Raw genomic sequence first — 21308 nt, 5'->3', positions numbered from 1 at the left:
CTCAAGCGTCGTACCGGCCACACGCGGACTGTCGAAGGTAGTGCCGGCCGCTGGCCGGCAACCCCAGAACCGCTGGAATCAGTGCGCCATGCCGCGGGTGATCGCAGCGGCGCGATCCTTCAGCTGGGCAACCGCGTCGGGAATCATCTCCATGCCCACGTCCAGGCCCGGGTTCAGCACCAGGCCGACGCCCTCGCCGATGCCCGCCAGCAGCGCGTGCACGGCAATCGGCATGGCATGGGCGAACTGCGGCAGCTGCTCGTGCCAGAGACCGGCGCGCTCGGGCGCGGTGAACACCGCAAACATCGGCTCGCCGCCCTCGCTGGTCAGCACCAGCGGCGAAATGCTCTCGTCCCAGGCGCCATCCTCGCCGATGGCCTTGTCCAGCAGCACGAACACCGGCGCGGTCAGCAGGCCATCGAGGAACTGCGAGGCAGTCAGCGTACCGTCCTGTGCCTGCAGCAGGCGGACCTCCAGGTCGTTGAGGGGTTCGAACGGCGTGTCGTGATCCATGGTCGGTTCCGGTACGTGATTGCAGGGTGTCACTTTAGCAGGCGGCGGCCTCAGCCCAGATGCCCTTGCCGCCACATCCACCCCGCCACCGCCAGCCCGGCCACCACCACCAGCATCAGCGGCAGGCCAAAGCGGTGCCGGAACGGGATCGGCACCCCGCCCAGCTGCTGGTCCATGGTGTCGGTGTCCAACACCCAGCCATGCTCGCAGCCGGTGCAGGCCAGCTCGTAACGGCGCTGGTAGACGAAGCCGAACAGCAGGTCGATGCGCGCCATGCGGTAGCGCAGCTGCGGGGCGAAGTCGGTTTCGGTCCCGCAGCGCAGGCAGTGATGGGCCTCGGTCGGGCCAACCACCACCACTCGCTCCTGCTGGCCGATCATCAGCATCACCGGTCAGCCGCCCGTGCAGGCAGGCTGGGCCAGCAGCCAGGCCTGGGCGGCGGCCAGAGTGCCCGGCCCACTGGCGGTGGCCTCGTCCGGCTGCAACCTGGCACCGTCGCCCCGCCCGTTGCGGTCAGCCATGACGTTGTGGGTCAACAGCAGGGTGGTGCCATCCACCAGTGTCACGGGCCGATTACCGGTTGAGAAACCTGCGCTGGGTTGGCCGAAACTGCGGCTGCCCGCCTGCCCGCGGAATGCCAACGCGACGGCTTCACCCGAACTCGCGGTGCGCACCCCCATCAGCACCGCGACCGGTGCCCTACCCGCACGCAGGTGATAGGCGGCCTGTCGTGAGCGCAGCCCCTGCGTGCCGTCCTGCCTCACCTCACCTTCCCCTTGTCGCCACCACTGCAGGCCATCGGCACTGCGAAAGGCGCCGATCAGTGACCCCTGTGCGTCTGGAGTCCCCTGCAGCAACGGCAACAGCCCGAGCAGCATGGGCCACATGTTGCCGCCGCCATTGCTGCTCACGTCGACCACCCAGGCGCAGCGCGTGCCGTCGTCCAGATCGACGATGCGCTGCTGCAGCGCCAACGCGTAGGCCTTGCGCGCGTCGTAGCGCTGCTGTTCGCTGCGTTGCAGATCCTCCACGAAGGGGCCGACCTTCAGCACGCCAATGCGGGCATCGACTTTCGGGGACTCCGCCAACGCAGCGCCCTGCCCGGCATTCAGATGCTGGGCGCGACCGGAGCGTTCGCGCTGCTGGCTGGGCGATATCCACCGACCATGTCCACCGCTGCTGCGCGTGGCCGCCTCATCCAGCACGCGGCGCTGCCGTGCACGATCATCGCCTGCTGCGGCCAGCTGCGCGCGCGCATCACGCCAGTCGACGCGATCGCGATACAGCGACTGGGTTTCCAGCAGATGCAGCATCTGTTCGAGCGCTTCGGCAGACGGCAGCTCCACGGCCGAAGCGGGAGCTGCCGATGCCGGGCTGCCACAGGCCGCCAGCAATGCTGCGGCCAGGATCGCGCGCGCGGGAAGGCGAGAGTTCATTGACGCATCCTTGTCAGTGTCCAGCGCCGCAGCATAGCGACGAACGGCATCAGCGCCCAGCGCACGCCGGCTGGGCCAGCAGCCAGGCCTGGGCGGCCGCTACAGTGGCCGTGTCGCTGTGAGTGCGCTGGTCCGGCGCGATCTTCAGCCCATCACCCTTGCCGGTGCGGTCCTGCATCACGCTGGTGGTCAGCACGAGTGAACTGCCATCAACCAGCGGACGCACCACGTTGGCGGTGGACACGCCCGCCGTCGGCTCACCGAAACTGCGTGTCTGCGGCCGCCCACGCAGGGCCAATACCGTCGCCTCGCCAGCGCTGGCAGTGCGCGGTCCGGTCAGCACCGCCACCGGTGCGCCCACGTGCTTCAGGCGGTAGCCGGGCGCGCCGAGATCGACCACCACGCGCGTGCCCAGGCGCACGCCGGAAGGGGTCAACTGCCAGGGCGATGGACCCTCGGCGGTAGCGAAGGAGCCGACCGTTTCCTCGCCGTCCTTCGTGATCCGCAGCAACGGCGCCATGCCGAGCAGCATGGGCCACATGTTGCCACCGGTGTTGCCGCGCAGGTCCACGATCCAACCGCAGTGCTTGCCAGTGTCCTGGTCGCGGATGATCGCCTGCCAGCGTGCTGCGCGCTCCTGCATCTGCTGTTTCGCAGCCGGGCCGGGAACGGAGGAGAAGCCGCCGATGTCCACCTGGCCGATGCGCGGGTCCAGCGCCGGTGCATCGGCAGCTGCAGCACCTTCGGATGCACCAGCCGCAACCCCAGCATTGGCGCGCCCCAGCCGCTTGCCCTCCGAGCGCATCCGCTCCACGCTGAGCCAGGCACCGTGCCCTCCGGAGCTGCGGCCGATGGCTTCCTTCAGCACGTCGCGGATCTTTTCCGGGTTGCCCTGTGCGGCGCTCAAGCGCGCACGCATCTCTGGCCAGTCCACACGGTCGCGGTACAGCGCCTCGCGTTCCAGCGTGTCCAGCAGCTCGATGCGTGCCTGTGCGGTAGGCAGTTCGATGGCCACAGCGGGGGCCGCCAAGGCCATGGCACAGAAAAGTGCCGCCGCTGTGATGCGTAGATCGACATGCATTCGACGTTCCTTCGTCGGGGTGATGCAGGCAGCATACGCGCCTGCGTCTGGCGCGGTGTATTGGCGTCGGCAAGCGAAGGATCGTCACGTCGGTGGGCCACCTCGCCGGGCATGGCCCGGCGCTACCAGTCCGCGCGCAGGCCGATGTTGCCTTCGATGATCCGGCGCTTATCGTTGCGGTCACCGCCCAGCTCACGCGTGTAGTCGGCCACGGCGTACGCGCTGATGCTGCGGTTGAAGCGCGCGACCACGCCTACGCCCGCCTCCAGCGCGCGTGAGCGCTGCGAATTGAGGATCGTGTCACTGTCGAACTGGATGCGGTCCTCGCCCGCGCGACCGTGCCAGTAGTTCACCTTGAAGTACGGCTGCCAGCCGTTGTCGGCCAGCTGGTAATCGCCGGCCAGGCGCAGGCCGACGCGGCCGGTCCAGGCGTTGTCACTGTCAAAGCGCACCGCAGACACCACGTCGCGCCGGTCATCCAGCGAACTGCGCTGCCAGATCACCTGTACCTGCGGTTCCAGCCACCACGAGGACTGCCCGAACTGCAGCAGCGGCTTGCCCGCTTCCAGCGACAGCGTGGTGCCATCACCCTTCACGTCGATGCCGAGCCCGCGCGAGGAACGCACACGGCCGTCGTAGCGGCTCTGCATGGCCACCGCGTCGAGGTAACCGCCCTCGCTGCCGGTCAACGTCCAGTACAGGCCCACATGTTTTTCGTCCAGGCGGCTCTGGCCGACCTGCACGTTCTCCCAGCCCAGCGCCAGGCCGGTGGTCCTGCCCCGCGCGCGGGTGCGGCCGACGAACACGCCCACCTGGTTGCGATGGTCATCAGCGGCGGCCGCCCACACATCCAGACCGGCCTGCACGCCCATCACATCGCCATCGAAGCCAGGCTGTGCATCTCCCTTCCAATGGATCTTGCTGCTCTGCCCCACCAGTCGCCCCCAGGCGGTGCGGAAGGCGCCGTTGCTGTAGAGCAGGCGCTGTTCGCCCTGACGCTCGTGGAAGGTACCGAGGCTGGCCAGCGACGTCTCGCGCAGCAGCGGCGGCACCACCGCGTAGGCAGCGGTTTCCAGGCGATACAGCGGCACCACGTCGCCCTGCGCCGGTCGTGCACCCGGGCTGGGCGGGGTCGAGCCTGCACCGGGCAGGCTGCTGCCGGCCACCGGCACATCGGGTACGGCCGGGTCGCTGGGCGGTGCCACGGGTGCGGGCTCCGGCGGTGGCGGTGGCGGTGCGGTCTCGCCAGCGGTCAGATCGGGATCCATCGGATCCTCCGGCGGCGGTGGCGGTGCCGGCGTGATCGGCGGCGGCGGTGCGACGTCGGGGCTGGGCGGCGGCGGCATGGCGTTGACGCTGCCATTCGGTGCCGGCGTCGGGCCTGCGACCAGGGTCGAACGCAGGTACCAGTTCTCGCCGGTGCCGGCGCTGACGCCGCCCTTGAACAGGAAGTACTCATAGGCACCGGCCGATACCGGTGCGAACAGCGAGAACGCATTCGCCGCGGTGGTACCGCCATTCAAGGCCTGCACTACCAGGATGCCGTCGGCCAACGTCGCCGCGCCACCGCCGCCGGCGTTGAGGATGCCGATGCCGGTCGTGCCGCTGGCCGTGCCGCCATCAATGACGAGGCGGTCGCTGCTCGAGCCATCCCCCGCCAGCACTGCGCGCAGGTACAGTCCGCCGCCCTCGCCACGGTAATTGCCGCGGATGCTGAAGACATCGCCTGCGCCAGTGCCGGTGAGATCGATGCGCCCGGCGTTGATCACATCGACCAGTGCGCCCGCAGCGAACGGCCGCAGCGCATGCGCGCCGTTGCCGGCGTAGAGCGTGCTGGTGTCGTCCAGGGTAAGCGTGCCGGTGCCCGTCCCGCTGTCGCCGAGCACCAGGTTGCCATCAAAGGTCAGCTCGGTGCTGCTGGCCAGGCTGATCGCCTCCCAGTTCTGGAAGCGGGCCACGCCGGTGGTTTTGACGTTGTTGAAGTTGAGCCGGTCATTGCCGCTGCCACCGTCAAACAGCGGCACTGCACCCAGGTTGGCCTGGTTGAGGTTGCTGAGGTTGGCCACGTCATTGTCCGGCCCGCCATCAATGGCGCCGTAGACGATGCCACCGCCATTCCAGTTGAAGGTGTCGTTGCCGGTGCTCAGCAGCACCTGCCCGCGCACGGTGCCATCGGTGATGGTCACGCTGTCATTGCCGCCGCTGACGCTGATGTTGCCGCCGATGTAGGCAGTGCCGGAGATGATGATGGTATCGGTGTCGAAGCCGGTGACCACGTTGCCGTCGACCGTGCCGCCGGACTGGTCCCACAGGTTCTTGTCCAGCTTCATGTTGACCCGGCCGATGCGGCCGCCGGTCATCCACGCCTGGTCGCCATCCTCGAAGGCACCGATGATGCGGCCGCCGCTCATGCGGAAGGTGTCGATGTTGTCGCCCTGCTGCAGCGCGCCGATGGTGCCGCCGGTCATGACGAAATCATCGGGGCCGCTGCCCTGCGTCACCAGGCCGGTGATGGTGCCGCCGCTGACCGTCATCTGGTCATCGCCGTTGCCCTGGTCGACGCTGTCGAGCGTGCCGCCACTGATCAGCAGCACGTCGTTGCCATCGCCCTGCAGCACGCCGCCGCTGATGCTGCCGTCCAGCATCTCCAGGCGATCGTTGCCGGCATCGAACTGCACGCCGGTGCGCCCGCTGATGGTGCCGCGGTTGACCAGCACGCTGTCGCCGGCACCAACGAACTGTAGCGCCGTGTTGTTGCCGGTGCTGATGCTGCCGAGGTTGTCGACGCGGCTGCCGCCACCCAGCTGCACGGCGATGCCGCCCATCGAGGTGATTGCGCCCTGGTTGCCGAGCTGGTGACCGCCTGCGCCGACCAGGCTGACGGCGCTGCCGCCACCGCTCTGCTGCAGCTGTGCGCCACTGGCAACGTTGAGGGTGATGCCGACCTCACCGTTGGCGCTGACGGGTACGGTCTGCGGGTTGGGGGCTGCCGCACTGCAGGTGACGGTCTGCCCGGCAAGCGGCGCGACGTTGTCACAGCCCGCCCACGCGATGGGCACGGTGGCAGCCAGTGCGGCGGGAATGGCGAGCGCCTGCAGCAGGCAGCGGGTCAGGCGCTGATGGCGCGGTGCGCGCATGGCGGCAACGGACATATGGCACTCCTGGGTCGGGGGATTCAGGAATTGCGGATATGGACACTGCTGGCGCCGCAGGGGCGCCGTGAAGCGTTCAGGTCTGACGTTATGCCGGATGCATCACGCCTGGGGTGTGAAGTAACGCATGCATCACGTGGCGTGCATGTGCATGAAAGCGTTCATGTTTTTCACACATCATGGCGAAGAGCATCCACGCATGGCGTGGCTCTACTGAAGCGTGGGCCCGTACATCCGCGCATGAAGCGCGCGCCAGTAGATCCATGCCATGCGTGGATGCCAGATCGTCCGGGTAGCAGTCAGATCTTCAGGTAGATGCGACGCTGGTCCAGCCACCACGCCACGCCCCACCACAGCGCAACAAAGGCGATCGCCTGCAGCATCGAGGCCAGTTCCAGTGCGCCCGGCATCGCCGTGGCCAGCTGCTGCCACACCCAACCCCAGATGCCGGTGGCCAGCAGCACGACCGACATCACCGAGGCGCCGAGGTAGGCGGTGATGGCATTGACGCCGAAGCGGCGGCCCAGCGCGGGCCAGCCCCTGCGGTCGATCAGCAGGTGCCCGAGCCACAGCGCCAGCGCCGCCAGCCCGCCGGTCCACAGCACGTAGCTCGGCGTCCACAGCTGCTTGTTGGGCGGCAGCACCGTGGCCAGCAGCAGCCCCAGCACGGCGGTCGCCACGCCCAGACCGGCCAGCGCGGAAGCGCGCCCGTTGCGCAGCAGGCCACCGGCCAGCAGGCCGAGCACGGTGCTGGCGAGCGCGCCGAGGCTGCTCAACAGGCCTTCCGGATCGTGGCCGAGGCCGGTGTCGGCCTGCCACTGGTAGATGAAGGGCGCGAACAGGCGGGTATCCAGGCGGCTGGCCGGATTGGTCCACGGCGCCAGATCGCCGATGCCCAGCAGCAGCACCGTGTAGCCCACCAGCAGTGCGACCAGCAGCGCCAGCTGGGTGCGTGGCCGCACGTACACCGCCACCACGCCAACCACGGCCGCACACAGCGCGATGCGCTGCAGGACACCCCAGATGCGGAAGTGATGCGTGTGCAGCGCCCACCACACCAGCAGGTGCAGCAGCACGCCGGCGAGGGCGATGCGCAGCGCGCGTTGCAGCACGCCACGGGCCAGTGCCGGGCGCGCGGCGGCGTCGTGCGCGCGCGGCGCCACGCTGAAGGCCATCGACACGCCGACCAGGAACAGGAAGAACGGGAACACCAGGTCAGTGGGCGTGCAGCCATGCCAGTCCGCATGGCGCAGCGGTGCGAACACTGCGCTCCAGTCACCAGGGTTGTTGACCAGCAGCATCGCCGCCACGGTGAGGCCGCGCAGGGCATCGATCGAGCCCAGCCGACGTGGCGGCGCTGCGTCCGTCATGCCGCCTCGTACTGTCCGGCAATCCAGGTGCCACGCACCTGCAGGGCATCATCCAGCAGCACCAGGTCGGCCTGGTAGCCCTCCGCGATGTGGCCCAGGCGGTCATCCACGTTGAGGAATTCCGCTGGATAGGTGGACGCCATGCGCGCCGCCTCGGCCAGCGGCTGGCCGAGCAGCTGCACGGTGTTGCGCACGGCCGTGGCCATGTCCAGCGCCGAACCGGCCAACGCACCGGCCGCATTGCGCACCACGCCATCGACGGCGGTGATGGTTTCGCCGTACAGCACGTAGCTGGGGTCATCGGCACCGACCGGCGGCATGGCGTCGGTCACCAGCAGCAGGCGCCCGCGCGGCTTGGCCGCCAGCGCCACGCGCAGGCTGGCCGGGTGCACGTGCACGCCATCGACGATGATGCCGATCCAGCTCTCGCGGTCTTCCAGCGCGGCACCGACCGCACCGGGCTCGCGCCCCTGCAGCGGTGACATCGCGTTGTACAGATGGGTGAAGCCACGCACGCCGGCATCCAGGCCGGCGCGGATTTCTTCATAACTGCCGGCGGTATGCCCGGCGGCCACGATCACCCCGCGCTCCACCAGTGCACGGATCGACTCCAGCGGCACCCGCTCGGGGGCCAGGGTCAGCAGGGTTACGCCGTTGTCCAGCGAGGCAGCCAGCGCGATTTCCTCGGCATCGGGCACGCGGAACTTGCTGGCATCGTGGGTGCCCTTGCGCGCCGGGGCGATGTACGGGCCTTCCAGATGGATGCCGATGATGCCTGGCACCTGCTGCGCGATCGCCTCGCGCATCGCACCGATCGCCTCGCGCATCACGTCCACGTCGTCGCTGATCAGGGTCGGCAACATCGCAGTGGTGCCGAAGCGCCGGTGGGCCTGCGCGATGGTGCGCAGCGAGGCGACATCCGGCGTGTTGTTGAACAGCGCACCGCCACCGCCGTTGACCTGCACGTCGATGAAGCCCGGCAGCAGCCAGCCGCCGCCCAGGTCCACCTGTTCGTCGGCCTGGCCCAGCTGCGGCGCGGCGTCGGGCAGCAGCGCGATGATGCGGCCGTCTTCGATCACCACCGCCAGGTCGTCGCGGAAATCATCGCCGGTGAGGATGCGGGCGTTGCGCAGGACCGTGGCCATCAGACCGTCTCCGTGACCTTGTTCAGGTGCGGCGGCAGGTCGGGATTGAAGCCACGGCGGATCGCCAACGCGTTGATCGCGCGGTAGAAGCTCTGCACGGTCAGCAGCGGTGCGCACAGCGGGTGCGGCGCGACCGCCACCGGCAGGTTGCCACCGGCGCCGGCCATCCACACCTGGGCGCCGCGCGCACTGAATTCCTCGACCACCGCACGGGTGCCGGCGCCGGTTTCATCGGGCTGGGCAAAGGCCAGCACCGGGAAGCCGCGGCCGACCAGCGCCATCGGGCCGTGCTTGACCTCGGCCGAGCTGTAGGCTTCGGCATGCAGGCTGCAGGTTTCCTTGAACTTCAGCGCGGCCTCCTGCGCGGCGCCAAGACCGAGGCCACGGCCGAGCACGAACAGGTTGCTGGCATCGACCAGGCCGTCGGAGACCGCACTCCAGTCGCACTGCCACGCCGCACGCAGCGCATCGGGCAGCAGGTCCAGCGCATTGCGCAGGCTGCTGTCCTGCTTCCAGTAGGCGGCCAGCTGCAGCAGCGCGGCCAGCGAGGCCAGGTAACTCTTGGTCGCGGCCACGCTCTTCTCGGCGCCGGCATGCAGCGGGATGATCGTGTCGGCCAGCTGCGCCAGCGGCGAATCCTCGACGTTGACCAGGGCGACCACGCGCGCACCCGCGGCCTTGGCGGCCTCGGCATTGCGCAGCAGATCCGGGCTCTTGCCCGACTGCGAGATGACGATGAACAACGCACCACGCAGCTGCAGCGGGGCGGCATACACCGAACCCACCGACGGCGAGGCCGAGGCGACCACCAGGCCCAGCTGGGTTTCCAGCAGGTACTTGCCGTAGGTGGCGGCGTGATCGGAGCTGCCGCGTGCGCAGGTCACCACGAACGGCGGCGGTGCCGCACGCAGGCTGGCGGCCAGCGTTTCCATGGTGGCGTGGTTGCGGGCGAACTGGCGGGCAACCACGTCGGCCGCTTCAGCAGCCTCGGCGAACATCAGGGTGGCGGTGGGGTCGGACGGCGACATGGCGGACTCAGGCGGGTTCGGAAGGAAGAGGGCGCACGCCGGCCGGGCGCATCGGTGCGGTGGAGCCGCGCACCACCAGCTGCGGCACGAAGCCCTGGTTCTGCAGGGCGGCCGGTGCATCGTCGTAGGCATCGCTGCGCAGCTGCGCGATCAGCAGGCGCGCGGCGTGGCGGGCGATGTCCTCGGTGGCCTGCTTGGCGGTGGTCAGCGGCGGCCACGACTGGCGCGAGAACGGGCTGTCCTCGAAGCCGGCGATGGAGAGGTCGTACGGCACGTTCATGCCGGCCGACTTCGCGGCCGCCAGCACGCCGGCGGCGATTTCGTCGTTGGAGCCGAAGATGGCGGTGGGCGGTTCGCGCAGTGCCAGCAGGCGACGCGCGCCGCGGAAGCCATCGTCGAAGGTGTAGTCGCCCTGCACCACCAGATGCTTGTCCACGGTCATGCCGTAGTCCTTCAGCGCGGCCTCGTAGCCGGCGTAGCGTTCGCCCGAGGAACGGTGCGAGGAACCACCCCAGAGGAAACCGATGCGCTGGTGGCCGAGCTGGATCAGGTGCTCGGTGACTTCGTAGGCGGCCTCGCGGTCGTCGACGAACACGCAGGCACCGTCGGCCGGATCCTCGGTGGCAGCAATGATGCGCACCAGCTTGATGCCGCGCGCGGTCAGCGTCTGGATCAGGTCGCGGCGTTCGGACATCGGCGCGGTCAGCACCAGCCCGGCCAGGCGCGAACGCTGCACCCAGTCGGCCAGTTCATCGGCCAGCATCGGCGAGCTCGAATCGCAGGGATGGATCTGCAGGCCGAAGCCGGTTTCGCGGCAGGCGGCGAGCACGCCGTTCTGCACGCCGATGATGTGGTACGGGTTGGGGTTGTCGTACACCAGCCCGATCACGAACGTGGTGCCGCTGCGCAGGTTGCGCGCCGACGGATCGGGTTCGTAGTCGAGCTCGGCGATGGCACGCAGCACCCGCGCACGGGTGGCCTGCATCACCGACGGCTCGTTGTTGATGACCCGCGACACCGTCTTCAGCGAGACCTTGGCCTTTTCGGCAACGTCCTTGATGGTCGCTCTGCGCATCGGCTTTTCCTGGGGTTGGCTGCCGTCCATCATCGCCGATCAGGCCTTGTCCTGCGGCAGGCCGGCGCGATGGCCGATCACCGAGTAGAACAGGATGTAGAGGTAGCACGGCACCATCAGCAGGACGAACACCAGCTGGAAGTCGATGTGCTGCTTGAGCACGGCGAACAGCTGCGGAATGATCGCGCCGCCGGCGATGCCCATCACCAGCAGGGCCGAGCCGGTTTCGGTGAACCGACCCAGGCCGCGGATGGCCAGCGGGAAGATGGCGGGCCACATCATGGCGTTGGCGAAGCCCAGCAGCGCCACGAAGGCCACCGACACATAGCCGTGGGTGGCCCACGCGCCCAGGCAGAACAGCACGCCCAGCACCGCCGAAACGGTGAGGTAGCGCGACTGCGAGACCACCTTCGGAATCAGCGCCAGGCCGACCACGTAGCCGATGAGCATGGCGAACAGGGTCAGCGAGGTGAACATCTTGGTCTGGTCCAGCGGCAGGTCGAAGCCGTGGCCGTAGGTACCGATGGCATCGCCGGCCATCACTTCCACGCCGACGTAGACGAACAGGCACAGCACGCCCAGCCACAGGTGCGGGAACTGGAATATGCTGCGGCGCTCGGCGGCACCCGCTGCAGTCGGCGTGGCGTTGGCTTCGGACGGTTTGATTTCCGGCAGCGGCGAGAACAGCACCGCCACCGCCAGCACCACCAGCACACCGGCCATGGCCAGGTACGGCGCGTGGATCTTGGCGGCGAATTCGTTGAGCAGCTGCGCCTTGGTTGCTTCATCGGCAGCGGCCACGCTGGCCGACAGGTCGCCGATGCCGTGCAGCACCAGCGTGCCGATCAGCACCGGTGCCAGCATGCCGGCGATCTTGTTGCAGATGCCCATCAGCGCGATGCGGCGCGCGGCCGTTTCGATCGGGCCGAGGATGGAGATGTAGGGGTTGATCGCGGTCTGCAGCAGGGCCAGGCCGCTGCCGATCACGAACAGGCCGCCGAGCGCGCCCGGATACCAGCGCTGCGTGGCGAACTCGCCGAACAGTGCCGCGCCCCCGGCCATCACCAGCAGGCTCAGGCTGAGGCCCTTCTTCATGCCGGTGCGGCGCAGGATCCACGACGACGGCAGGGCGAGGAAGAAGTAGGACAGGTAGAACACCATCAGCACCAGGAAGGCGCCGACTTCGCTGAGCTCGAATGCCAGCTTGACGAAGGTGATCAACGGCCCGTTGAGCCAGGTGAAGAAGCCGATCAGGAAGAACAGCACGCCGACGATGGCGATGGAGGCGGCAACGTTTGGACGCGCGCTTGCAGCAGTGACGGCGGACATCAGGTGGGCTCCTGCGGCGACGACCGCAGAAGGCGGTGTCGGAGAGTGGCTGGGAACAACGTTGTCACATTCTTTCGGTGGAGCACCGCCGTTTGTCAACTTGATTGCACAGGCCCGATGCGGCCGTGCTGCACTGCGCAACAGCACCACCGCGCTCCGCGCTGAATGCGCTCTGCCCCTGGAAGACCATGGCGCAAAGGCTTGCGGGTTAATGCCGGGTCAAGACGATGTAAACGTTTACGGTGTCTCTCATTCGTTGCGGCGCAGCAACGAAAGTGTCACGAACTCGTTGACATCGTTGTCAACGCAGTTACAGACTCCGCCCCATCGACGGGCCTTTCTTGGGTCCGCTTCCCACCTGCAGCAGGAGCCCGCGTGACCGCCAGCCATCCCGCCCCGGCCCATGTCCTGTCCCGCGTCGCGCCCTCGTTCCTGGCCGCCGACGTCGGCGGTACCCATGTGCGCGTGGCAAGGGCACGGGCCAGCGGCGACGAGGCCCATCCGGTGCAGCTGCTGGAATACCGCAAGTACCGCAATGCGGACTATGCCGGCCTGAGTGCGATCCTCACCGACTTCCTCGGTGACAGCGCGCGGCCCAGCCAGTGCGTGGTCGCCACCGCCGGCTTCGCCCGCGAGGACGGCACGGTGATCACCGCCAACCTGCCGTGGCCGCTGTCGGCCCGCCAGGTGGAAGCCGAGGTCGGCCTGCAGCGCGTGCACATCGTCAACGATTTCGAAGCGGTGGCCTATGCCGCCGCGCAGGTCGATGCCAGCGGCGTGCTGCACCTGTGCGGGCCGGACAGCGCAGCGCGCGGCCCGACCCTGGTGGTCGGCCCCGGCACCGGCCTGGGTGCGGCGCTGTGGATTCCCACCGCGAACGGCCCGGTGGTCCTGGCCACCGAAGCCGGCCAGCCCACGCTGGCGGCCAGCACCGCGCTGGAAATGGACATCGTCCGCCACATGCAGCGCGACCGCGCGCACGTGTCGATCGAACATGCGCTGTCCGGCCCCGGCCTGATGAACCTGTACCACGCCATCTGCGCCCTGCAGGGGCAGACCCCGGTGCTGGCCAGCCCGGATGCGGTGACCGCCGCAGCCATGGCCGGTACCGATGCCCTCGCCCGCCAGGCGCTGGATGTGTTCTGCGGCCTGCTCGGCAGCACCATCGGCGACATGGCACTGTTCTACGGCGCGCAGGGTGGTGTCTACCTGGCCGGCGGCATCCTGCCGCAGATCCGCGAATACCTGCATGCCAGCACCTTCGTCGAACGCTACCTGCAGAAGGGGCCGATGGGCGAAGCGCTGGCACGCATCCCGGTGAAGGTGGTCGAGCACGGGCAGCTGGGCGTCATCGGCGCCGCCAGCTGGTTCCTGCTCCACGCCAACGCCTGAACCGCAGTACGCAGCAAGCAGTACGCAGCACCGCAGTACGCACGACGCACTGGAATCGCACCATCGCGCCCGGCAGCCCCTGCTGGCGCCAGGCATGACCTGCCATTCGTTCGCCGCCGACAACGCACATCAGTGATGAGGAGAGACATCATGAACACCCGCAAGACTCTGCTTTCGGCAGCCATCGTCGGCTGCCTCGCCTTCTCGGCGCACGCCCAGCAGGCTACCCCGCAGGACCTGGACACCGTGCAGGTGGTGGGCATCCGCGCCAGCCTGGAAAAATCGCTGGACACCAAGCGCAACAACGTCGGTGTGTCCGAAGCGATCACCGCCGAGGACATCGGCAAGTTCCCCAGCACCAACGTTGCTGAAGCGCTGTCGCAGATCCCGGGCGTGACCCTGGACCGCCGCTTCGGCCAGGGCGAGCGCGTCAGCATCGACGGCACCGACCCCAGCCTCAACCTGTCCTTCCTGGACAACCACCCGGTGGCGCAGGCCATCTGGCTGTACGGCGAACAGCCCAACCGCGGCTTCGACTACACGCTGCTGGCCCCGCAGATCCTGGGCCGCGCGGAGATCATCAAGTCGTCCGAAGCGCGACTGACCGAAGGCAGCCTCGGCGGCACCGTGCTGATGCACACCCGCCAGCCGCTGGACCTGAAGCAGAACGAAGTGGCCGCCTCGGTGGGCTACAGCTACAGCCAGCAGGCCAGCGAAGGCAAGCCGAACGCGGCCGTGCTGTACAGCTGGAAGAACAACGACGAGACATTCGGCGTGGCCGTCTCGGCCCAGCACTACGAAGAAGCCGTCGACCGCCAGGGCAAGGAAGTGTTCGGCTACACCAAGGCCAGCACCTTCCCCAATGCCACCGGCGTGGCTGCCGACGTGGACGTGCCGAACTCGTTCAACGCCGCCTGGTTCCAGCAGGAACGCAAGCGCGACAGCGCCGTGGTCAACCTGCAGTTCAAGCCGACCGATGAGCTCGAGTTCAACCTGAGCGGCATGTACATCAAGGAAAAGTTCGACAACTACAACCAGTCGCTCTATTCCTTCCTGACCTGGAACCCGGGCACCGTCAACGCCGTCAACCAGCTCGGCGACGTGCGCAACGGCGTGGCCACCAGCGGCCACTCCAACGCTAGCGCCATCGCCAACAGCGGCACGCTGATCTATGACAACAACGTGCGCCTGTCCGAAGTGGTCACCAAGGGCGTGGACCTGCGCGGCGCCTGGAAGGGCGAAAGCTGGGGCGTGACCGGCCAGGCCGGCCAGAGCAAGTCGGACAACAAGAACCTGGCCCAGTACTTCATCGAGCCGTTCTACAACGGCGGCTACAGCTGGAACATGGACAAGGGCATCACCTTCGATGACCCGGCAGGCGCCCGCGACCCGGCCAACTGGGGTTCGGCCGGCGGCTGGTTCGGCAACAACGGCGTGTTCTCCACCGAGAGCAAGGACACCTACGCCCAGCTCGACTTCAACGTCCAGTTCGACAGCATCTTCAACCAGCTGCAGTTCGGCGTGCGCCACGGCAAGCACGATGAAGCCTTCACCCTCAACGTGTACGGCGGCGTCACCCCGGGCACCCTGGCCGACGTCGGCACCATCGGCCTGACCGACATCCAGGGCTTCACCAACGACCAGGGCCGCCACGTGCAGGCCGGCCGCAACAACGTGCTGAACTGGGTGCGCAACAGCCCGATCGACTACAGCAACCCCGATCCGGCCAGCTACCTCAACAACAGCTGGGCGCTGACCCAGACCAACAACGCGGCCTACGCGCAGTTGAACTTCTCCAACGGCCCGCTGCGCGGCAACCTGGGCGTGCGCTACGTCGATTCCAAGACCGAAGGCAGCGGCTTCGTCTACGGCGGCACGCCGACCCTGACCGACCTGGACAGCAAGTGGCAGACCCGCACCAAGAAGGAAGACTTCGTGCTGCCTTCGTTGAACGTCGCGTGGGACACCGACAACGACTGGGTGTTCCGCTTCGCCGCGGCCAAGGTGATCGCCTGGGCGCCGTACAACCAGATGGTCAACAACACCTTCCTCAACGACACCACCCTGACCGGTTCGGGCGGCAACGCCGATCTGTCGCCGTATGAGTCGTGGAACTTCAACGCCTCGGCCGAGTACTACTACGCGCCGCAGGCCGTGGTGGCCTGGTCGGTGTTCTACAAGAAGATCGACAACTACATCGATACCTCGGCCACCATCGAGCGCCAGTACAACTCGATCCGCGATACCTCGCCGGCCACCTGGGCGAACCTCGTCGGTACCAACGGCTGCACCGCCGACGGCTACTGCGATTACAGCATCCAGCGCCCGCGCAACGCCGGCAGCGGCCACGTCAAGGGCTTCAACATCAGCTTCCAGCAGCCCTTCGGCGAAAGCGGCTTCGGCCTGACCGCCAACTACACCTACGCCAACGGTGAGAACAACACCGGCGATCCGCTGCCGTACCAGTCGCGCAATGCCATCGCCTTCAGCCCGTACTACGAGAAGGGCCCGATCAATGCGCGCCTGACCTACAACTGGCGTGACAGCTACCTGGCCGGCGGCTACGTGGCCGGTGCCGCCCCGTCCAGCGTGGACGACTACGCGGAACTGGGTGCCAGCTTCGGCTACACCTTCAACGACAACTGGTCGCTGACGGTGGACGCGCAGAACCTGCTGGACGAGACCTACTTCCAGTACCTGGGCGACAAGGAACACCTGGCTGGCAAGTACAAGAGCGGCCGCCGCTACATGGCTACCCTGCACTTCAAGTTCTAAGACTGCACCCAGCTGCACATCGCGACGGGCCCGGATTTCCGGGCCCGTCGTACGATGGGAGACCGGAATCGCCGCCTGCGCGGCGGCCACGCGCGGCACAGCGAGCCGCCCACCACAGGAGTGAGATGATGCGACCCTTCCCCCTTGCCAGCATGCTGCTGGGCCTGGCGATGCTTCCCGCCGCCGCCCGCGCCGCCGATGCCCCGGCACTGGATACCGGCCCCGGCCCGCAGCTGCGCGCCGGCAGCCTGATGCTGATCCCCGCACCGGCCAACGTGCAGCGCGGCAATGGCAGCGGCATCACCGTGGCCGCAGGCACGACGCTGCGCGCCGACAGCGAAGCCGAACAGCGCGTGGCGGGCCAGTTCGCCGATCTGCTCGCCCGCAGTGGCGGCCCGCGCCTGGCGCTGGCTACCGGCAAGGCCGCGGCCAAGGCCGGCGGCATCCGCTTCCAGATCATTCCCACCTTCCGCGATACCGGCGAGGGCTACACGCTGGAGAGCACCGCGCAGGGCGTGCTGGTGCAGGCCGGCAACGAGACCGGCCTGTTCTACGGCGCCACCACCCTGGCCCAGCTGGCCACCGGCGGCAGCCAGGGCGCGCTGCCGGCCGTGCAGATCCAGGATGCGCCGCGTTTCAGCTGGCGCGGCTTCATGCTCGACTCGGCGCGCCACTTCCAGAGCCTGGACGAGATCAAGCGCGTGCTCGATGCGATGTCCGCGCACAAGCTCAACACCTTCCATTGGCACCTGACCGATGACCAGGGCTGGCGCATGGAGATCAAGCGCTACCCGAAGCTGACCGAGGTCGGCAGCTGCCGCCTGCCGGCCGGCGATGGCGGCATCGATCCGGTGACGAAGCAGGAATACCCGTACTGCGGTTTCTACACGCAGGACCAGATCCGCGAAGTGATCGCCTATGCGGCCAAGCTGCACATCCAGGTGATCCCGGAAATCGACGTGCCCGGCCACGCCACGGCCGCGATCGCCGCCTACCCGGAACTGGGCTCGATCAGCACGCCGCTGAAGCCGATCAGCGAATGGGGCGTGTTCCCCAACCTGTTCAACGTCGAGGACGGCACGGTCACCTTCCTGGAGAACGTGCTGGAGGAAGTGATCCAGCTGTTCCCGGCGAAGTACGTGCACGTGGGGGGCGACGAAGCGGTCAAGGACCAGTGGATCGCCTCGAAGCAGGTGCAGAAGCGCATGCGCGAGCTGGGCATCAAGGATGAGATGGCCATGCAGAGCCACATCATCAAGCGCCTGGAAACCTTCCTGGAAGAACACGACCGCCGCCTGATCGGCTGGGACGAGATCCTCGAAGGCGGCCTGCCGCCGCAGGCCACGGTGATGTCGTGGCGCGGCACCGAAGGCGGCCTGGCCGCGGCCAGTAGTGGCCATGACGTGGTGATGTCGCCGGTCACCCACCTGTACCTGGACTACCTGCAGACCGGTTCGCCGAACGAGCCGCCGGGCCGCCCGGCCCAGGTCAACCTGGCCAAGCTGTACAACTTCGAGCCGGTGCCGGCCCAGCTGGCCGCCGACAAGCGCGGGCACATCCTCGGCCTGCAGGCGAACATGTTCACCGAGCACACCCGCACCTACGCACGCCTGCAGCACAACCTGTTCCCGCGCCTGGCCGCGGTGGCCGAGACTGGCTGGAGCGCGCCGGAGCATCGCGATTTCCGCGATTTCCTCGCCCGCCTGCCGGCACAGCTGCAGCGCTACCGCGCCTGGGGCCTGGCCTATGCGCAGACCCCGTTCGAAGTGGGCGTGGGCCATACGGACGACCGCGCCGCGAACACGGTGACGGTGTCGCTGGCCAATCCGCTGGGCTATGAAGTGCGCTACAGCACCGATGGCACGCCGGTGACCGCCAGCTCGCCGCTGTACCAGCAGCCGCTGACCCAGCCGCTGCCGGCCACCGTGCAGGCCGCTGCGTTCTTCCAGGGCCAGCCGCTGGCGGCCGCACCGACGGTGGCGTCGTACACCGCGCAGTCGCTGCTCAGCCGCCACAGCGAGGAGCTGCGCAGCTGCGTGGGCGAGAAGGGCCTGGTGCTGCGCCTGGAAGACGATGGCCCGCGCGAAGGTGCGCGCAACGTGTTCACCGTGGACATCTTCCAGCCGTGCTGGCGCTGGCCGGCCGCGCAGCTCGATGGCATCGGCAGTGTGGAAGTACGTGCCGGGCGCATTCCGTACTACTTCCAGCTGGCCCATGACGAGCCGGCACGCAAGTTCGAGAAGGCCAAGGGCCGCAACGGCGAAATGCTGATCCGCCGTGGCGATTGCACCGGCAAGGTCGTAGCCCAGGTGCCGCTGCCGGCCAGCACCGATGCCGATGGCTTCGTCACCCTGCGCGCGGCGCTGCCGAAGGGCGTGTCGGGTACGGACGATCTGTGCATCAACTTCACCGGCGATACGCGCCCGGCGATGTGGGTGCTGGATGAGGTGACGCTGCAGAAGTGATGCGGGGCATGGCCCGGGGTCGGATCCCTTTCCGCAGGAAAGGGCTCTGACCCCAGGCGCAGTTACCTCAGCCGCGCCAGCGCAGCAGGATGTCGCGCAGCGGGGTCAGCGCGGTCGCCAGGCCCGACAACACGCCCACCGTATTGGCCAGCGCATCCATCGGATCGGCACTGCGGTTGCTGGTCAGTGCGCCTTGTGCGAACTCGATGCCCACGCCCATCAGCACCAGCCCCACGCCCGCCCACAGCAGCGGCGTGCCGCGCCGGAACAGCTGCACTGCGCTGCCGGACAGGATGAAATAGGCCAGGAAGTGCTCGACCTTGTCGCCGTTCTCCGGCAGGTCGATCGGCGGCGGGGGAATCAGGCAGACCACGATCACCACCAGTACCGCCAGCAGCCACAGCGCGGTCCACAGCCGCGGCCGACGCAGCGGCTTGATCACCGGCAACCCTGCGCTCACAGGCGCCAGCTCAGGTCACCCAGCTCGAAGGCCGGTTCGAAATCCACCTCGCGCTGCAGGCCGATCACCTGGAAGCGTTCGCCCATCTCGGTCGGCAGGGTCAGCTTCTTCACCTGGTCGCGCAGCTGGATGCGGCCCACTTCATCGGTGCGCTCTTCGGCCAGCACCAGCACCTGGTCCAGGCCATTGCCGAGCAGGAAACTGGACTGGCTGCAGTAGCCAGCCAGCTCGAAGCCACCGTGCAGGCCGGCCTCGGCCATCGCGGTGAAATCCACCGACGCGGTGATGTCCTGCAGGCCCGGCCAGCGGTACACGTCGTTGTGCACGTGGTGGCGGTAGAACGCGCGCACGGTGCCGTCGTCGCGGTCGTGCTGGTAGAACTCGCCACGGTTGTAGCCGTAATCGACGAACAGCATCGCACCACGCTGCAGGCCACCGGCCACCGCCTGCAGCCAGTACGGCAGCTGCGGCAGCACTTCGGAGCGGTAGCCATCGGCGAAGGGCTTTTCCAGGTAGCGCTCGAGGTGGCGCACCGCGCCGTTGAGCAGCACATCGGCCGGCTGCGCGCCGCGCATGAAGTTGCCCTCGCCATCCAGCTCGACGGTTTCCTCGTAGACCTCGCCGTCCTTGATCAGGAAGCGCGGGGTCGGCAGCGCGTCAATTACCTCGTTGGCGAATACCACGCCGTCCCAGTCGTCATCGAACGGGCGGTCGACCCATTCGACGCGGCTGGCCAGCTCGGCCGGCAGGTTCTGCTGCAGGCGCTGCTGCTGGCGCTGGCGCAGGTCCGCGCTGGGCTCGAGGATGGCGTAGCGCGCCGGCAGCGCCTCCAGTTCGGCCAGACGCAGCAGCACGGCCTCGGCGAAGGCGCCGGTGCCGCCGCCCAGCTCCAGCATGCGTGCGTGCGCGTCCAGCTGGGCGAACACCGGGGCCAGCGCGTTGGCCACACTGCCGGCGAACAGGCTGCCGAGCTCGGGCGCGGTGGTGAAATCACCACTGCCGCCGAACTTGCTGGCGCCGGCGCTGTAATAGCCCCAGCCGGGGGCGTACAGGCACAGCTCCATGAAGCGCGAGAACGGGATCGCCCCGCCCTGCGCAAGGATTTCGGCACGCAGGGCGGCCGCCAGCTGGTCGCTGTGGGCCAGGGCGTCGGCTTCAGGCAGGGGGAAGGTGGGCTGCATGGTGTCTTCGAATGCGGTGACAATGGTGCACAGGATAGCCGAGCCTTGGAGGACCCTCATGAGCGACACCGCCCCCGTGGCCCTGATCACCGGCAGCGCGCGCCGGATCGGTGCGGCCATCGCCCGCCAGTTCCACGCCTGTGGCTGGTCGGTGGTGCTGCACGCCCATACATCCAGCGCCGAGCTGCAGCAGGCCGCGTTCGACCTGGAGAACGTCCGCCCGGGCAGCGTGCTGGCCCTGCAGGCCGACCTGCGCGACGCCGATGCCCTGCCCGACCTGGTCGAACAGGCCGTGGCCCACTTCGGCCGCCTGGACGCGCTGGTCAACAACGCCTCCAACTTCTTCCCCACCCCGTTCGGCCAGGTCACCGCCGCGGCCATGGACGAGCTGTATGCGGTCAACGCCCGCGCGCCGCTGCTGCTGTCACAGGCGGCCGCACCCTACCTGCGCCGCCAGCAGGGCTGCATCGTCAACCTGACCGACCTGCACGGCACCGACCCGATGCGCGACCACGTCGCCTACACCATGGCCAAGGCCGCGCTGGAAATGGCCACCCGTTCGCTGGCGCTGGAACTGGCGCCGAAGGTGCGGGTGAATGCCGTGGCGCCGGGCGCGATCCTGTGGCCGGAACAGGGCAAGGACGATTTCGCCCGCGAGGCGCTGCTGGCGCGCACGCCGCTGGCCCGCATCGGTACCGTCGAGGAGATCGCCGAGGCGGTGTACTGGCTGGTGGCCGAGGCCAGCTTCGTCACCGGCCACACCCTGCGCGTGGATGGTGGGCGTACGGTCAGCTGAAATGTTGCCGGCCCGCGGCCCGGGCCACCCGGCGGGGGCGGCCCGGGGCGCCCCAACCCACCCCCACAATAACACGGCGCCCCCCCGCCCAGCGGTGCCCGCGGGGTTGG

The 21308-nt window shown here is 68.3% G+C and carries 16 protein-coding genes; 4 read left to right on the top strand and 12 right to left on the bottom strand.

What is annotated here, in order from left to right; all coding sequences use genetic code 11:
- Positions 1–78: 78 nt before the first annotated feature.
- The 10 genes from ACVOK1_RS11160 to ACVOK1_RS11115 all read right to left on the bottom strand — a co-directional run bounded on the left by ACVOK1_RS11160 (position 79) and on the right by ACVOK1_RS11115 (position 12129).
- A complete protein-coding gene (locus ACVOK1_RS11160; RefSeq protein WP_108770003.1) occupies positions 79–513 on the bottom strand; it encodes an SseB family protein in 435 nt (144 codons plus the stop codon).
- 50 nt (positions 514–563) lie between these two features.
- Entirely contained in the window at positions 564–899 is a 336-nt protein-coding gene (locus tag ACVOK1_RS11155) for a hypothetical protein (RefSeq protein ID WP_481562090.1), read from the bottom strand.
- A gap of 6 nt (positions 900–905) precedes the next feature.
- Complete coding sequence (locus ACVOK1_RS11150) at positions 906–1949, bottom strand: S41 family peptidase (RefSeq protein WP_481562078.1); 1044 nt, start codon at positions 1947–1949, stop codon at positions 906–908.
- Between the two features lie 49 nt (positions 1950–1998).
- Positions 1999–3030, bottom strand: coding sequence for a S41 family peptidase (locus tag ACVOK1_RS11145; RefSeq protein WP_481562077.1), 1032 nt, complete (start codon positions 3028–3030; stop codon positions 1999–2001).
- A 122-nt stretch (positions 3031–3152) separates the two neighbouring features.
- Entirely contained in the window at positions 3153–6182 is a 3030-nt protein-coding gene (locus ACVOK1_RS11140) for an autotransporter family protein (RefSeq protein ID WP_481562076.1), read from the bottom strand.
- A gap of 299 nt (positions 6183–6481) precedes the next feature.
- Positions 6482–7552, bottom strand: coding sequence for an acyltransferase family protein (locus tag ACVOK1_RS11135; protein ID WP_481562075.1), 1071 nt, complete (start codon positions 7550–7552; stop codon positions 6482–6484).
- Positions 7549–8697, bottom strand: coding sequence for an N-acetylglucosamine-6-phosphate deacetylase (gene nagA / locus ACVOK1_RS11130; RefSeq protein ID WP_481562074.1), 1149 nt, complete (start codon positions 8695–8697; stop codon positions 7549–7551). Before nagA ends, ACVOK1_RS11135 begins: the two co-directional genes overlap by 4 nt.
- Positions 8697–9725, bottom strand: a complete 1029-nt coding sequence (locus ACVOK1_RS11125; RefSeq protein ID WP_481562073.1) for an SIS domain-containing protein — start codon at positions 9723–9725, stop codon at positions 8697–8699. Before ACVOK1_RS11125 ends, nagA begins: the two co-directional genes overlap by 1 nt.
- 7 nt (positions 9726–9732) lie before the next feature.
- Positions 9733–10800, bottom strand: a complete 1068-nt coding sequence (locus tag ACVOK1_RS11120; RefSeq protein WP_108770754.1) for a LacI family DNA-binding transcriptional regulator — start codon at positions 10798–10800, stop codon at positions 9733–9735.
- Between the two features lie 39 nt (positions 10801–10839).
- Entirely contained in the window at positions 10840–12129 is a 1290-nt protein-coding gene (locus ACVOK1_RS11115; protein WP_108770010.1) for a sugar MFS transporter, read from the bottom strand.
- Positions 12130–12504: 375 nt separating this feature from the next.
- On the opposite strand from ACVOK1_RS11115, the gene ACVOK1_RS11110 reads away from it, so the two are divergent.
- From ACVOK1_RS11110 to ACVOK1_RS11100, 3 genes are all read left to right on the top strand, one after another.
- On the top strand, positions 12505–13521 hold the full coding sequence (locus ACVOK1_RS11110) for a glucokinase family protein (protein WP_481562072.1): 1017 nt from the start codon (positions 12505–12507) through the stop codon (positions 13519–13521).
- 150 nt (positions 13522–13671) lie between these two features.
- A complete protein-coding gene (locus tag ACVOK1_RS11105) occupies positions 13672–16296 on the top strand; it encodes a TonB-dependent receptor (protein ID WP_200751897.1) in 2625 nt (874 codons plus the stop codon).
- A gap of 125 nt (positions 16297–16421) precedes the next feature.
- The gene (locus ACVOK1_RS11100) at positions 16422–18761 is read left to right on the top strand and encodes a beta-N-acetylhexosaminidase (protein WP_481562071.1); all 2340 of its coding nucleotides are present in this window, start codon (positions 16422–16424) and stop codon (positions 18759–18761) included.
- Between the two features lie 67 nt (positions 18762–18828).
- Here ACVOK1_RS11100 and ACVOK1_RS11095 read toward each other — a convergent pair whose 3' ends face one another.
- Both ACVOK1_RS11095 and ACVOK1_RS11090 read right to left on the bottom strand, forming a co-directional pair.
- On the bottom strand, positions 18829–19221 hold the full coding sequence (locus ACVOK1_RS11095; protein ID WP_108770014.1) for a VanZ family protein: 393 nt from the start codon (positions 19219–19221) through the stop codon (positions 18829–18831).
- On the bottom strand, positions 19218–20402 hold the full coding sequence (locus tag ACVOK1_RS11090; RefSeq protein WP_481562089.1) for a class I SAM-dependent methyltransferase: 1185 nt from the start codon (positions 20400–20402) through the stop codon (positions 19218–19220). Before ACVOK1_RS11090 ends, ACVOK1_RS11095 begins: the two co-directional genes overlap by 4 nt.
- Positions 20403–20460: 58 nt before the next feature.
- On the opposite strand from ACVOK1_RS11090, the gene ACVOK1_RS11085 reads away from it, so the two are divergent.
- Positions 20461–21198 carry a pteridine reductase gene (locus ACVOK1_RS11085; RefSeq protein ID WP_164073488.1) on the top strand — a complete coding sequence of 246 codons (738 nt, stop codon included), beginning with the start codon at positions 20461–20463 and terminating at the stop codon, positions 21196–21198.
- Positions 21199–21308 lie beyond the last annotated feature (110 nt).

The organism is Stenotrophomonas sp. STEN087, from assembly GCF_056759115.1.
The sequence above is the reverse complement of the archived record's forward strand: the minus strand, read 5'-3'. Positions and strand labels throughout refer to the sequence as shown.

Bases quoted from the DNA above. Each gene is read 5' to 3' on its own strand.
- ACVOK1_RS11160 (WP_108770003.1), bottom strand. From the start codon at position 513: ATGGATCACGACACGCCGTTCGAACCCCTCAACGACCTGGAGGTCCGC.
- ACVOK1_RS11155 (WP_481562090.1), bottom strand. From the start codon at position 899: ATGCTGATGATCGGCCAGCAGGAGCGAGTGGTGGTGGTTGGCCCGACC.
- ACVOK1_RS11150 (WP_481562078.1), bottom strand. From the start codon at position 1,949: ATGAACTCTCGCCTTCCCGCGCGCGCGATCCTGGCCGCAGCATTGCTG.
- ACVOK1_RS11145 (WP_481562077.1), bottom strand. From the start codon at position 3,030: ATGCATGTCGATCTACGCATCACAGCGGCGGCACTTTTCTGTGCCATG.
- ACVOK1_RS11140 (WP_481562076.1), bottom strand. From the start codon at position 6,182: ATGTCCGTTGCCGCCATGCGCGCACCGCGCCATCAGCGCCTGACCCGC.
- ACVOK1_RS11135 (WP_481562075.1), bottom strand. From the start codon at position 7,552: ATGACGGACGCAGCGCCGCCACGTCGGCTGGGCTCGATCGATGCCCTG.
- nagA (WP_481562074.1), bottom strand. From the start codon at position 8,697: ATGGCCACGGTCCTGCGCAACGCCCGCATCCTCACCGGCGATGATTTC.
- ACVOK1_RS11125 (WP_481562073.1), bottom strand. From the start codon at position 9,725: ATGTCGCCGTCCGACCCCACCGCCACCCTGATGTTCGCCGAGGCTGCT.
- ACVOK1_RS11120 (WP_108770754.1), bottom strand. From the start codon at position 10,800: ATGCGCAGAGCGACCATCAAGGACGTTGCCGAAAAGGCCAAGGTCTCG.
- ACVOK1_RS11115 (WP_108770010.1), bottom strand. From the start codon at position 12,129: ATGTCCGCCGTCACTGCTGCAAGCGCGCGTCCAAACGTTGCCGCCTCC.
- ACVOK1_RS11105 (WP_200751897.1), top strand. From the start codon at position 13,672: ATGAACACCCGCAAGACTCTGCTTTCGGCAGCCATCGTCGGCTGCCTC.
- ACVOK1_RS11100 (WP_481562071.1), top strand. From the start codon at position 16,422: ATGATGCGACCCTTCCCCCTTGCCAGCATGCTGCTGGGCCTGGCGATG.
- ACVOK1_RS11090 (WP_481562089.1), bottom strand. From the start codon at position 20,402: ATGCAGCCCACCTTCCCCCTGCCTGAAGCCGACGCCCTGGCCCACAGC.
- ACVOK1_RS11085 (WP_164073488.1), top strand. From the start codon at position 20,461: ATGAGCGACACCGCCCCCGTGGCCCTGATCACCGGCAGCGCGCGCCGG.